Raw genomic sequence first — 12940 nt, 5'->3', positions numbered from 1 at the left:
TTGGCAATCCTATCCTTGAAGTACACCGGTCGCGAACCCCGCACGGGGCGGACCGGCGTCGTGAACGGGGCCGCCACAGCGGCGGCCCCGTCCCTGTTGCTTACGGGCGCGACTGGACGCCGCCGGCCTGGCCGGCCGTGGTGGTCGCGGTGTTGGTCTTCAGCGGCGCGGCCTTCGGCGCGGTGCCGACGACCGGACGGACGGCGCCGTTCGACGCCAGGAAGCCCAGCACGTCGTTCGAGAAGGCCGACAGGTCCTTGGCGATCGACTTGTTGCGGCTCTGGAGCCAGTTGTACGCCAGCACCGCGGGAACCGCGACGACCAGGCCGAGCGCCGTCATGATGAGCGCCTCGCCGACCGGACCGGCGACCGCGTCGATCGACGCCTGCCCCGACGAGCCGATCTTGATGAGCGCGCGGTAGATGCCGATAACCGTACCAAACAGGCCGATGAACGGCGCGGTCGAGCCCACGGTCGCCAGGAAGGCGAGGCCGCTGGCCAGCTTCGAGTTCACGGCCGCTTCCGAGCGGGCCAGCGAACCGTGCAGCCAGTCATGCGCCTCGACCGGATCGGTCAGCTTGGCGTGCTGGTCCTGCGCGTCGAGACCATCGTCCACGAGCTGCTTGTAGGCCGAGTTCTTCTCGAGCTTGGCCGAGCCCTCGCGCAGCGAGTTCGACTGCCAGAAGGTCTGACGGACGCGCTTCGCCTGGTTGATGATCTTCTGCTGCTCGAACAGCTTCGAGAACAGGATGTAGAACGACACGATCGACATCAGGACGAGGATCGAGAAGACCGACTGCGAAATCAGGCCGCCCTCACGGAGAGCTGCTTCGAGACCGTACGGGTTCGCGTCCTTGGCCGCTGCGGCTCCCCCGGCCGCAAGAATGGTGGTGATCATGGTGGCTGGATCCTCTGACTAATTCGATGATTGGATTTGGTAGAAGGTGGTCCGCATTACTGCGGCGGCATCCGCCACACGACGCGTCGCGATGAACTCGACCGGATCGGATTGCCCGCCGTGTCCATCGCCGGTGAATAGCGACCGCGACGGGTGATCGCCGAGCAGGCCGCCCGGTCGAGTGCGGCCGAGCCGCTCGACTGGGTGACGACGCAATTCTCGACGCGACCCTGGGCATTGATGTCCCACTTGATCGCCGACGTCCCTTCTTCCTGCAGACGCAGCGAACTGGCCGGATAGTCGTCGGTCGAAACCCACTCGGCCGGATTGCCCTTCGCGCCTGCCGCCTTGCTGACGACCGGAGCGGCCGGCGGTGCCGGCGGTGCCGGCGGTGCCGGCGGCGCGGGTGGCGCTGTCGGCTGCGACGGCGGAATGATGGACGACGTGTTGATCGCCGGAGCCGGCACCGGCGTTGTCACGATCGGCGGCGGCACGACGACCGTGGTCGGCGGCGGCGGCAGATTCGGCTGGTCCGGCGGCGGCGGCGGCGGCTCGTCCGGCGGCGGCGGCGGTGGCGGTGGTTCCACGTCGAACGTGTTCAGATCACTCGAAACCTTCTTGACGTACTGGTACGCCAGGCCGGTCACGAAAGCATAGCCGAGAGCGGCATGGATCAGCGCGACGATCACGATCGCGACTACCTTGCCCCCGCTCATCTTCTGGTCGGTATAGGCCATTCAGCAACTGCGCTCCCTTGGTCCTCGAACGACGGATGGAGAATCGAACACGCGTCTCCTCCCCTCCCGCCTGTCGGGCAGTTAATGAACCCTAACGTCGCCGGTCGGACCACGCAAACGCTTTGTCGCACGCCACAAAAGCGCAATAATTTGTCGCTCGCCGCGGCGGTCGCACGCGGAATATGTGCGGTTCATGTCGAATACGGTAAGGCAAGCGTCATGATGTCCCGATTCCGCACGCCCGTTCCGCTGCTCGCCGCACTCTGCGTAGCGGTACCGCTACCGCTATCCGCCGCGCCTCAATCAGTTGCCGCCGCACCGGACGCCGGACCGCCGCAATCGGGTCCCGGCTATGCCGATCTCGCGGACCTCGTCCTGGCGGCACCGGTCATCGTCGATGCGACGATCCGCTCCACGACCCGAATCAAGGGAGCGGAGTCAGCCGGCGTCGCATCCGGCCTGACGCGCTATTACGTCGAGGCCGATGTCGGCGCGCTCGTCCGCGGTGCCGCCGGCGTGCCGGCGCGGATCGGCTATTTGCTGGATGTCGCTCCCGATGCGCGCGGCCGGCAGCCACGCCTGAAAAAGGCGCGCGTCCTCCTCTTCGCGCGGCCCGTCGCCGCGGCCGGCGATCAGCTTCAGCTCGTCGCGCCCGATGCGCAGCTCGCGTGGACGCCGGCAATGGACGCGACCGTCCGCACCGTGGCGAAGGCCGTCGTCGCCGCGGATGCGCCGCCGTCGATCACCAGCGTCGGCAATGCCTTCCACGTTCCCGGCGCGCTGCCCGGCGAAAGCGAGACGCAGGTCTTCCTGAAGACTGCCGACGCGCGCCCCGTCTCGCTGTCGATCCTGCGCCGCCCCGGCGAGCAGCCGCGCTGGTCGGTCGCCTTGGGGGAGATCGTCGACGATGCCGCCGGCCCACCCGCACGCGACACGTTGCTCTGGTATCGTCTGGCGTGCGCGCTGCCGCCGACGCTGCCGGACACCAGCGTCGGTGAACTCGATCAGGCGGGCGCCGTCGCCGCGCGGGAGGATTACGCCTTCGTCATCGCCGCGCTTGGCCCCTGTGGGCGGACCCGCGGTGAGGCAAGCGGCGGGGCTAGTGGCGGTGCCGCACCAGCGTGATGCCGATCGATTCGCCGGCCTCGGCGATCGCCAGCTTCACGATCCGCACCTCGACGCGGGCGACGCGCGCATCCTGCAGGAACAAAGTCTCGCAGATATGTTCCGCCACCGCCTCGACCAGCGTGAAGTGGACCCCCTGCGGCAGCGCGGTCGTCGCCGCATGTTTCAGGTCCATATAGTTTTTCGACGCGCGAAGCGGCGTATCCGGCGCGAACCGTTCGCCCGCGTCCAGATCGACCGTCATCGAGATCCGCAGTGGCTGCGGCAGATGCGTCTCCTCCGAATAGATGCCCGTCAGGACCATCGTTTCGAGGTTTTCGACATGCAGTTGCAGGCGGTCTTCCATGCGCCCGCGCCTTAGGGGCCGCGCTGGTGCACGGCAATGGCGGCGGCAAAGCCGGGCGGCGGCACCGCACGGGGAAGCGACCTCCTCCTGCCTTCGCGCGCCCTTACCTTCGCGCCCCCTGCCTTCGCGCCCTCCTGCCTTCGCGCCCCTTGCCTTCGCGCCCGGTCCCGCTACAGCGCCCGCGCCTGCCGGGAGACACCCGATCACCACCCTGCCCCCATCGTGAGCCTGCCCTCCATCAAGACGCTGACGCCGGACCGGGCGGGCGATGTCGAGCGCCTGCTCGATCGCGCCTTCGGCCCCGACCGTCGCACCCGCACCGCCTACAGGGTGCGGGGCGATACCACGGCGATCGCCGCGCTGGGCTTCGTGGCGGTGGATGACGGCGACCTGATCGGCTCGATCCAGTGCTGGCCCGTCGCGCTGTTTACCGATGACGGCGACTCGCACCCGCTGGTGATGGTCGGCCCGGTCGCCGTCGCACCGGAACGTCAGCAGGACGGCATCGGCCGCCGCCTGACCGCCGCCGCGCTCGACGCCGCTGCGTCGACGGGGCTGGACGCGGCGCTGATGCTGATCGGCGACCCCGAATATTATGGCCGGTTCTTCGGCTTCTCCGCCGATCGGACGGCGGGCTGGCGCGTGCCAGGCCCGGTCGAGCGGCATCGCCTGCTCGCGCGCGGGCCGGCGGTGCCCGACGCCGCCGGGCGGCTCGGTCCGGCGCTTCGCCTCGCCGCCTGAGCCTTTACGCATCCGCCGCGCGGGCCTACCTCGCGCGCCATGCCGATGGAGCCGCTACCCGACCTCGCCACGCTCAGCCTGCCGGAGATCGCAAGGCTGGTCGAGGAACGGCGCCTGCCGCCCGTCGACCAGTGGAACCCGTCGCATTGCGGCGATAGTGAGATGCGGATCGCATCGGACGGGACGTGGTTTTATCAGGGATCACCGATCGGCCGTCCCGCTATGGTACGCCTGTTCTCCACGATCCTCCGCCGGGAAGCGGATGGCGGCTACGTCCTCGTCACGCCCGTCGAAAAGCTGACCATCGCGGTCGAGGATGCGCCGTTCGTCGCGGTGGAGATGAAGGCGGAGGGCGACGGCCCCGATTCGCGCCTCGCCTTCCGGCTCAACACCGGCGACCTGGTCACCGCCGGGCCGCAGCATCCGCTGCGATTCGCGGAGGGGCCGGACGGGCCGCGCCCCTATCTGCACGTCCGCGGCGCGATCGATGCGGGGCTGGAGGCGCTGGTTGCCCGCCCCGTCTATTACGAACTCGCCGATCGCGCGATCGGCGGAGCCGGCGACGTTCCCGGCATCTGGAGCGACGGTGCGTTCTTTTCGTTCGCGCCGGCCACGGCATGATGCTGGCGGAGCGGCTGCGTGCCGCGATCGCACGTTCGGCGGGCGGCACGATGCTTGACGGCGACGACAACGAACTGGCGACGCGCAGCGACATGACGGCGGCGGCGGTGCTGGTGGCGATCACCGACCGCCCCGAACCCGGCGTCATCCTGACGCAGCGTACCGAAACCCTGCGCCAACATCCCGGCCAGGTCGCCTTCCCGGGCGGCCGCCTCGATCCCGGCGAGGATGCGATCGCAGCGGCCCTGCGCGAGGCGGAGGAGGAAATCGCCCTCCCCCGCACCCTGCCGCAGGTCATCGCGACTATGGAGCCGTATCGCACCGGCACCGGGTTCGAGATCGTGCCCGTCCTCGCCGTCGTCCCGCCCGATCTGCCGCTGATCGCGGCGGAGGCGGAGGTGGCGAGCGTGTTCGAGGTGCCCCTCGCCTTCCTGCTCGATATCGCCAATCACGCCCCCCGCACCGCACTGTGGCAAGGAGCGGAGCGGCGATATGTCGAGATTCTGTGGAACGACCGCCGGATCTGGGGCGCGACCGCAGGAATGATCGTCAACCTCTCGCGCCGGCTGGTGAACCTGTGACTACGATCCTGCCCGACGCCCCGTGGCGTCGCCGCGAGGGGCTGGACCGGCTGGCCGCGATCCTGGGCGGCAGCATCGGCGAGGCGCGCTATGTCGGCGGCGTCGTGCGCGACACGCTGCTCGGAATCGATGCCGCGGATATCGATATCGCCACGTCGCATGCGCCGGAGGAGGTGCTGCGCCGCCTGAAGGAGGCGGGAATCAAGGCCGTGCCGACGGGGCTTGCCCACGGCACCGTCACTGCCATCCTCGCCGGCCAGCCGATCGAGGTCACGACGCTGCGCCGGGATGTCGCGACCGACGGCCGCCACGCCCTGGTCGCCTTCACCGACGACTGGCGGGAGGATGCGGACCGGCGCGATTTCACGATGAACGCGCTCTATGCCGATCCGGCGACCGGCATGGTCTACGACTATCATGACGGACTGGCCGATCTCGCCGCCGGCCGCGTCCGCTTCATCGGCGATCCCCTGCGCCGGATCGCGGAGGATCACCTGCGAATCCTGCGCTTCTTCCGCTTTCATGCGCGATTCGGCGATGCGATCGATGCGGACGGTCTTGCCGCCTGCGCTGCGCGGGCTAACGACCTGATGGCGCTGTCGCGGGAACGCATTGCGGCGGAAATGCTGAAGCTGCTGGTCGCGCGCGACGCGGTGTCCGTCGTGGCGCTGATGGTCGACCACGCCATCCTTCGCGCCGTCCTGCCGGAAATCGACGCGGCGGGGGTCGCCCGGCTGGCCGCGCTCGCGGCGGCGGAACGGCGATCCGGCATCGCTCCCGACGCCATCCGCCGCCTCGCCGCGCTGGTGCCCGCCGCCGATGCGGATGGGGTCGGTGCACGGCTGAAGCTGTCCAACACCGATCGCAAGCGCCTGAACGCCGCCACCGCCGGCCCCGGTGACGAGGGTCCGCATGCGCTCGCCTATCGCTGCGGCGTGACGATCGCCGTCGATCGCCTGCTGCTGGCGGGTCATGACGTGGGTGTGCTGGCGGGTTGGCCCGTCCCGCGCCTGCCGATCACCGGCGGTGCGCTCGTCACCCGCGGCCTGGCCAGGGGGCCGCAGGTCGCGGCGGCGCTGCGGGCGATCGAGACGCGGTGGATCGCGGAGGACTTCCCTGATGCCGCGCGCGTGGAGACGATCGCCGACGCGACGGTGGCGGAAACGCTGGCCGGAAAGGCTGACCTCTAGAGAACCCGTCCGCGCGGCCGCTCCATCAGCATCGCCAGCGCGACATGCGCCTCCAGTGGGCGGGCGTAATGATAGCCCTGACCATAGGTACAACCCAGCGCCGCCAGCGTCTGCGCCAGCTCGCCCGTCTCGATCCCCTCGGCGGTGGTTTTCATCCCCAGGGCCTGCGCCAGACTCAGGATCGCGCGCACGATGGCGATCTTGTCGCGATCGGCCAGCATCCCCGTCACGAAGCTGCGGTCGATCTTCAATATGTCGATCGGAAGTTTCTGAAGGTAGGCGAGGTTGGAATAGCCCGTCCCGAAATCGTCCATCGCCAGCGTCGTGCCCAGCGCCTTCAGCGCGTGCATCGTGCCGGCGATCCGATCCGGATCGGTGACGATCGCACTTTCCGTCAGCTCCAGCGTGAAGCGGTCGCCGCTCAATCCCGTCCGGTCGAGCGCGCGGCGCACGACGGGCGCGATCGCGTCGCGCTGCAACTGGATCGCCGACAAGTTGACCGCCAGCCTGACGCCGCAATGCCCGCCCATCGCGCCGTCCCACGATGCCAGCGTCCGCGCCGCCTCGTCGATCGCCCAGCGGCCCAGCGGCACGATCAGGCCCGATTCCTCCGCCACCGGGATGAAATCGGCCGGCGCCAGTTCCTCCGCCCCCTCGCGCCACCGCGCCAGCGCCTCGAACGCGATCGTGTCGCCCGTCGCCAGATCGCAGATCGGTTGATAGGTCAGTCGCAGCCGTCTTTGCTCGATCGCCCGGCGCAGCGCGGTCTCCATGCCGAACTGCTCGCGCGCGATCGTGAATGCCTGCGTCTGGTACGTCTCGACGCGTCCGGTCGTCTTGGCGCGCTTCGTCGCGAACTGCGCGTGGCGAACCAGATCGTCGATGCTGCCCGGCTCCGAGCCATAGGCGACGCCGATCGAGCAATCGACGCTGATCTCGAAATCGGTCAGCCGGAACGGCGTGGCCAGCGCACCCCGGATGCGGTTGGCCAGTTCGTGCGCCTCGTCATGCCGTTCGTCGATCGTCATCAGCACGCCGAATTCGTCGCCGCCGATCCTCGCGAGCGTATCGCGTGCCCTCAGCGCACCCTTGACCCGCCGCGCCACGGTGATGAGCAGTTCGTCCCCCGACAGGCTGCCGAGACACGCATTGACCCGGCCGAAGCGCGCTACGTCGATGACCATGACGGCACGGTGGCCGCGGTCGCTCTCGGCCGCTTCGATCAGGTCGGCGAACCCTTCGCGATTCGGCAGCCCGGTCAGGCTGTCGGTCGTCATTTCCCGGCGCAGGCTGCGTTCGGTATGGGTCTGCGACGTCTGGTCAATCAGCGTGATCGTGCACCGTCCCCGCAGCCGCGCGTCGGATCGCGCCAGCGTCACCCGGAAATAGCGACAGTCGACTGCGCTGCCGATCGTCCAGTCGAACGCCATGTGGAGGTCGTCGGAACCCAGAAACGTCTCGATCCGCGACGCGATGCTCGCCAGCAGCGGCGATCGTTCCGCAACGATCCCCAGCCCGGCGGTGCGATAGGCGCGATTGACCGCCACGAACTGGAACCCGTTGCCCTCTCGAATCACATGTGCCGCGGGGATCGGCATCAGCTCCAGCGCGCGTGCGACACCCTGCACCGTGAACGGTGGCGGCAACGGGGGCTCGGGCTGGGCTATGGCCATGTCCCGGCTCTAGATGCGACTGGTTAAGACCCGCTGAAGCTTTATCAAAAACATGTTTTACCGGGGCAACATACATTGGCTCCGGTCGGCACCGTGGTCAGGTCCCGAACCGGTTGTCGCGCGGGAAACCGGTCGGCGGCATCCGCCCAGCCGCGCCGCGCGCCGCCCGCCAGGCGGACAGGTCCGGCTCCGACCGCATCCGTCCCGTACCGCCGCCCATCGGCCAGCTCAGCCCCTGTGCGAACACGAACGTCTTGGCGTCGGACAATCCGCCGTCGCGGAATCGCTGCAACTGCAATCCCTGCCCGCGGCTCATCTCCACCAGCTCGGCGATCGGGAAGACCAGCATCTTGCGGTTGTCGCCGATCGCCGCGACGTAATCGTCGTCCTTGCCGACCGGCCGCACCACCTTCAGCAGCGCGCCGGTGCGCGGCGTCATCACCGTCTTGCCCTTGCGCGTCTCGGCGATCGTGTCCGCCACCTGCACGATGAACCCGCGCCCGTCGCTCGCCGCCAGCAGCAGCCGGTCCTGCCCGCTCGCCCGCACCAGCGCGATCACCCCGACGCTGCCGTCCAGATCGACCATCGCCCGCACCGGCTCGCCGAACCCGCGCCCGCCCGGCAGCTTGTCCGCCGCCAGCGTGTAGAACCGCCCGTTCTCCGCCGCCATCAGCAGCTTGTCGGTGGTCTGCGCGTGGAAGGCCAAGGCCGGACCGTCGCCCTCCTTGAACTTCATCGTATCCGGCGCGGACAGGTCGTTGTGCCCGCGCAGCGCGCGTATCCAGCCGCGCCGGGACAGGATGACGGTGATCGGCTCCCGCTCGATCATCGCCTCCAGCGGGATTTCGCGCGCTGGCGCCGCCTCCTCGATCGTCGTCCGCCGCGCGCCCAGTACCGTCGCCGGCCCGTACCGGTCGCGCACCTTGGTCAGGTCGCGCTTCATCCGCGTCTTCTGCTTCGCCGGCGATTCGAGCAGCGCCGCCAGTCCCGCGCGTTCCTTGTCGAGCGAGTCCCGCTCCTTGCGGATCTCGAACTCCTCCAGCCGGCGCAGGCTGCGCAGCCGCATGTTCAGGATCGCCTCCGCCTGCCGATCGGTCAGGCCGAACTCGGCGATCATCACCTGCTTGGGCTCGTCCTCGGTGCGGATGATTTCGATCACGCGATCGAGGTTCAGATACGCAATCAGATACCCGTCGAGCAGCTCGACCCGATCCGCGATCTTGTCCAGCCGGTGCCGCGTTCGCCGTTCCAGCACTACGAACTGATGATCGACCCACGCGCCCAGCGCCTCCGCCAGACTCATGACGCGCGGCGTCCGGTCCTTGTCGAGCACGTTCAGGTTCAACGGCACCCGCACTTCAAGGTCGGCCAACCGGAACAACCCGTCCATCAGCACGCTCGCGTCCACCGTACGGCTGCGCGGCTCCAGCACGATCCGCACTTCGGCGTCCGATTCGTCGCGGACATCGGCCAGAATCGGGAACTTCTTGTCGTTGATGAGGCTCGCGATCTGCTCGATCAGCTTCCCCTTCTGCACTCCGAACGGAATCTCGCTGACCACCGCCTGCCAGCCGCCGCCCTTCTCGCGCTCGACCGTCCAGCGCGCGCGCACGCGGAAGCTGCCCCGCCCGGTGCGATAGCTTTCCGCGATCACGGCCGCCGGATCGACCACCAACCCGCCGGTCGGAAAATCCGGCCCCTTCACGAACGCGAGCACATCGGCGGCGCGATCATCCACCAGCGCGATCGCCGCGTCGAGCAACTCGGCGGCGTTATGCGGCGGAATGCTGGTCGCCATGCCGACCGCGATTCCCGCCGCACCGTTCGCCAGCAGGTTCGGGAACAGGCCGGGGAACAGCTCCGGCTCCTGCTCCTCGCCATTATAGGTCGGGCGAAGGTTCGCACCGTCCTCGTCCAGCCCGTCCATCAGGTCGATCGCGACCTGCGTCAGCCGCGCCTCGGTGTATCGGTACGCGGCGGCGTTATCGCCGTCGATGTTGCCGAAATTGCCCTGCCCGTCGACCAGCGGATACCGCAGCGAGAATGTCTGCGCGAGGCGGACCATCGCGTCGTAGACCGATTGATCGCCATGCGGATGATATTTGCCGATCACATCGCCGACGACGCGCGCGCACTTCTTGTAACCCTGGCTGGGGTCCAGCTTCAGCAGCCGCATCGCCCACAGCAACCGACGATGCACCGGCTTCAGCCCGTCGCGCACATCCGGCAGCGACCGCGCCGTGATGGTCGACATCGCATAGACCAGATACCGCTCCGACAAGGCACTGTCGAACGGCGCATCCAGCACGCCGATCGGCGCATCCTTGTCGGTCAATTCAGCCATCGCCGACGGGATAGCACCCGCGTTCCTGTTTTGTCATCCCGGCTGTCCTACTCCGCATCAAGATGGCAAGGTGCAACTCATGATCGTCGCTCCCGTACTCATGATTACTCACCACGCCATCGCCGCGCGACGGCCGTCGGAGGCCGCCCCGCCAGCGCCTCCACTTCCTCCACTTCGGTCTCCGTTCCGGCAAAGTGGAGGACGCGCTGGAACGCCTCCACTTCCTCCAGTTCGGACCGCGCTGACGCTGCTGGCGCTTGCTCTCGTCGCTCCGCTCGGCATGACTCCGGCCATGTCCGCAGACCGCCTCCTGACCTGGCCCGACCTGACCAAACGCGTGCAACCCAAACCCGACGCGACCGTCGAGTACGGCCCCGACCCCATGCAGAAGGTCGATGTCTGGCTGCCGGCCGGTCGCGGTCCGCACCCCGTCGCGCTGATGGTCCACGGCGGCTGCTGGCAGACCGAGATTGCGGATCGCAGCCTGATGAACTGGGTCGCCGACGACCTGCGCAAGCATGGCGTCGCCGTCTGGAACATCGACTATCGCGGCGTCGACCGCACCGGCGGCGGCTATCCCGGCACCTTCGCGGACGTGGCGGCAGCGGCAGACGCGATGACCGCCAATGCCCGCCGCTTCCACCTCGACCCGCGCCGCCTCGTCGCGGTCGGCCACTCCGCCGGTGGGCATCTGGCGCTATGGCTCGCCGCCCGCGCACGCCTGCCGAAAACCAGCGCGCTCTACGTCGCCGACCCGCTGCCGATCCCCCACGTCATCAGCCTGGGCGGCCTCCCCGACCTCGAAGCCACCGCCGCCAGCCCCGACAATGGCTGCGGCACGGAGGTCGTCGCGAAGCTCGTCGGCAGCCGACCCGACCCGTACGCCGACACCTCCGTCCCCCGCCTCCTCCCGCTCGGCATCCCACAGGATCTCGTCAACGGGCGGGAAGACCGCATCATCCCCTACCGCTTGGCCACCCACTATGTCGCGTCTGCAAAGGCCAGGGGCGACAAAGCCACGCTCCACACCGTGGCAAAGACAGGTCACGTCGAACTGATCGCGCCGGAAACATCCGCTTGGGGTGCAACGCGCGGATTGATCCTCAGCGCGCTTGCCCCCTTAGCGCGCTAGACTATATATCGACCATATTCAGTCAGTGGAGTCGGTCATGCGCTTCTCGACCCAGATCAAGCCTATCAGCTACGTCAAGGCGAACGCCGCCGAGATTATTGCCGAACTCAATGACGGGGGCGCACCCATCGTCATTACCCAGAACGGTGAGGCAAAAGCGGTACTGCAGGACGTTCGCGAGTACGAGCGAACCCAGGAGACACTGGCCATGCTGAAGATCATTGCGTTGGCAGAGCGCAACATCGAGGAGGGCCGGACCCGCCCTGCCCGCGAAGTGCTGGAGGAACTGCGCCAGAAATATGTTGCGGAGTGACCGAGCCGATCGACTTCGAGGTCAAGTTCGATTCCGATGCAGCCACGGACCTGAACGCGATCGCCGATTACCTCGCCCATAATCGTTCGGCCGAAGCGGCCGGCGCGTTCGTCACCGAAGTGATCGCCCGAGTAGAAGCCTTGGCGACCTTCCCCTTTCGGGGATCTGTTCCACGGGAACTGGAGGTCGTCGGTCGCCGGCAGTACCGCCAGATCGTCTTCCCACCCTATCGCATTCTGTACCGCGTAGCCGGTGCGACTGTGACGATCGTTCTGGTCGCCGACGGCCGCCGCGATATGGAGGCCCTGCTCGACGATCGCCTTCTCAACCGGGATCGCCCGATCTGATTGCACCCTGCCCGCCCATCCCGTATAGGCGCGCCATCCTTACCTGCCCCGGCCCGCGACCGCACTCGCGGGGTCCGGGGCTGCTAATTTCAGGGGAACCGCATGCCTCGCCGCCGCCAGATCTACGAGGGCAAGGCCAAGATCCTGTACGAGGGTCCCGAACCCGGCACGATCATCCAGTATTTCAAGGACGATGCCACCGCGTTCAACGCCCAGAAAAAGGGCACGATCAACGGCAAGGGCGTGCTGAACAACCGGATATCGGAGCACGTCTTCACGCTGCTCGACCATATCGGCGTGCCCACGCACTTCATCCGCCGCCTCAACATGCGCGAGCAGCTGGTGCGTCAGGTCGAGATCGTCCCGATCGAGGTCGTGGTGCGCAACGTCGCCGCCGGCTCGCTGTCGAAGCGGCTGGGGATCGAGGAGGGCACGAAGCTCCCCCGCACGATTATCGAATATTACTACAAGGACGATGCGCTCGGTGACCCGATGGTGTCCGAGGAGCATATCGCCTGCTTCGGCTGGGCCAGTCAGGAGGAAATGCACGACATCGCCGACCTCGCGATCCGCGTGAACGATTTCCTGTGCGGCCTGTTCGCCGGCGTCGGCATCCGGCTGGTCGACTTCAAACTGGAATTCGGCCGCGTCTGGGACGACGATTACGGTCGCATCATCCTCGCGGACGAGATCAGCCCGGACGGCTGCCGCCTCTGGGACATCGAAACCAACGACAAGATGGATAAGGACCGATTCCGGCAGGACCTTGGCGGCGAAGCGGAAGCCTATCAGGAGGTCGCACGCCGGCTCGGCCTGCTCCCCGAGGGCGAGGAGGGCGCGGTGCTCGACCTCGACAGCCATCGCAAGCGTCGCGGCAAGTAAAGGCGATAAG

General features: G+C 68.0%; 14 protein-coding genes. 9 read left to right on the top strand and 5 right to left on the bottom strand.

Going from position 1 to position 12940, the window contains the following annotated elements; genetic code table 11:
* Nucleotides 1-100: 100 nt before the first annotated feature.
* Together ASG07_RS03795 and ASG07_RS03790 are read right to left on the bottom strand one after the other, a co-directional pair.
* Nucleotides 101-898, bottom strand: a complete 798-nt coding sequence (locus tag ASG07_RS03795) for a MotA/TolQ/ExbB proton channel family protein (protein ID WP_055842321.1) — start codon at nucleotides 896-898, stop codon at nucleotides 101-103.
* A gap of 56 nt (nucleotides 899-954) precedes the next feature.
* On the bottom strand, nucleotides 955-1635 hold the full coding sequence (locus ASG07_RS03790; RefSeq protein ID WP_055842318.1) for an energy transducer TonB: 681 nt from the start codon (nucleotides 1633-1635) through the stop codon (nucleotides 955-957).
* A gap of 219 nt (nucleotides 1636-1854) precedes the next feature.
* Between ASG07_RS03790 and ASG07_RS03785 the strand changes: the two genes are divergently transcribed.
* Nucleotides 1855-2760: a hypothetical protein gene (locus tag ASG07_RS03785; protein WP_330219009.1), complete on the top strand. Its 906-nt coding sequence runs from the start codon at nucleotides 1855-1857 to the stop codon at nucleotides 2758-2760.
* Here ASG07_RS03785 and ASG07_RS03780 read toward each other — a convergent pair.
* Nucleotides 2735-3106 (bottom strand): dihydroneopterin aldolase, encoded by a 372-nt coding sequence (locus tag ASG07_RS03780; RefSeq protein WP_055842315.1) that lies wholly within the window; start codon nucleotides 3104-3106, stop codon nucleotides 2735-2737. The two genes, ASG07_RS03785 and ASG07_RS03780, sit on opposite strands and share 26 nt — an antisense overlap.
* 219 nt (nucleotides 3107-3325) lie before the next feature.
* On the opposite strand from ASG07_RS03780, the gene ASG07_RS03775 reads away from it, so the two are divergent.
* From ASG07_RS03775 to ASG07_RS03760, 4 genes are read left to right on the top strand one after another with little or no spacing between them, the layout of a single operon-like run.
* Nucleotides 3326-3847 carry a GNAT family N-acetyltransferase gene (locus ASG07_RS03775; RefSeq protein WP_443024588.1) on the top strand — a complete coding sequence of 174 codons (522 nt, stop codon included), beginning with the start codon at nucleotides 3326-3328 and terminating at the stop codon, nucleotides 3845-3847.
* A gap of 39 nt (nucleotides 3848-3886) precedes the next feature.
* Nucleotides 3887-4468 carry a DUF1285 domain-containing protein gene (locus ASG07_RS03770; RefSeq protein WP_055842312.1) on the top strand — a complete coding sequence of 194 codons (582 nt, stop codon included), beginning with the start codon at nucleotides 3887-3889 and terminating at the stop codon, nucleotides 4466-4468.
* Nucleotides 4465-5049: a CoA pyrophosphatase gene (locus ASG07_RS03765; protein ID WP_055842311.1), complete on the top strand. Its 585-nt coding sequence runs from the start codon at nucleotides 4465-4467 to the stop codon at nucleotides 5047-5049. The genes ASG07_RS03770 and ASG07_RS03765 overlap by 4 nt, the downstream gene beginning before the upstream one ends.
* Complete coding sequence (locus ASG07_RS03760; protein WP_055842307.1) at nucleotides 5046-6239, top strand: CCA tRNA nucleotidyltransferase; 1194 nt, start codon at nucleotides 5046-5048, stop codon at nucleotides 6237-6239. The genes ASG07_RS03765 and ASG07_RS03760 overlap by 4 nt, the downstream gene beginning before the upstream one ends.
* On the opposite strand, the gene ASG07_RS03755 is transcribed toward ASG07_RS03760, so the two are convergent.
* Together ASG07_RS03755 and parC are read right to left on the bottom strand one after the other, a co-directional pair.
* Nucleotides 6236-7912, bottom strand: coding sequence for a putative bifunctional diguanylate cyclase/phosphodiesterase (locus tag ASG07_RS03755; protein WP_055842305.1), 1677 nt, complete (start codon nucleotides 7910-7912; stop codon nucleotides 6236-6238). The two genes, ASG07_RS03760 and ASG07_RS03755, sit on opposite strands and share 4 nt — an antisense overlap.
* A 97-nt stretch (nucleotides 7913-8009) precedes the next feature.
* Nucleotides 8010-10256: a DNA topoisomerase IV subunit A gene (gene parC, locus ASG07_RS03750; RefSeq protein ID WP_055842299.1), complete on the bottom strand. Its 2247-nt coding sequence runs from the start codon at nucleotides 10254-10256 to the stop codon at nucleotides 8010-8012.
* 280 nt (nucleotides 10257-10536) lie between these two features.
* Between parC and ASG07_RS03745 the strand changes: the two genes are divergently transcribed.
* The 4 genes from ASG07_RS03745 to purC all read left to right on the top strand — a co-directional run bounded on the left by ASG07_RS03745 (nucleotide 10537) and on the right by purC (nucleotide 12930).
* A complete protein-coding gene (locus ASG07_RS03745) occupies nucleotides 10537-11388 on the top strand; it encodes an alpha/beta hydrolase family protein (protein ID WP_055842296.1) in 852 nt (283 codons plus the stop codon).
* A 37-nt stretch (nucleotides 11389-11425) separates the two neighbouring features.
* Entirely contained in the window at nucleotides 11426-11701 is a 276-nt protein-coding gene (locus ASG07_RS03740) for a type II toxin-antitoxin system Phd/YefM family antitoxin (protein WP_055842979.1), read from the top strand.
* A complete protein-coding gene (locus ASG07_RS03735; RefSeq protein WP_082474454.1) occupies nucleotides 11698-12048 on the top strand; it encodes a type II toxin-antitoxin system RelE/ParE family toxin in 351 nt (116 codons plus the stop codon). Before ASG07_RS03740 ends, ASG07_RS03735 begins: the two co-directional genes overlap by 4 nt.
* 102 nt (nucleotides 12049-12150) lie before the next feature.
* Complete coding sequence (gene purC, locus ASG07_RS03730; RefSeq protein WP_055842293.1) at nucleotides 12151-12930, top strand: phosphoribosylaminoimidazolesuccinocarboxamide synthase; 780 nt, start codon at nucleotides 12151-12153, stop codon at nucleotides 12928-12930.
* The last annotated feature ends 10 nt before the right edge of the window (nucleotides 12931-12940 follow it).

It is taken from the genome of Sphingomonas sp. Leaf343 (assembly GCF_001423765.1).
Classification (GTDB): Bacteria; Pseudomonadota; Alphaproteobacteria; order Sphingomonadales; family Sphingomonadaceae; genus Sphingomonas.
The sequence above is the reverse complement of the archived record's forward strand: the minus strand, read 5'-3'. Positions and strand labels throughout refer to the sequence as shown.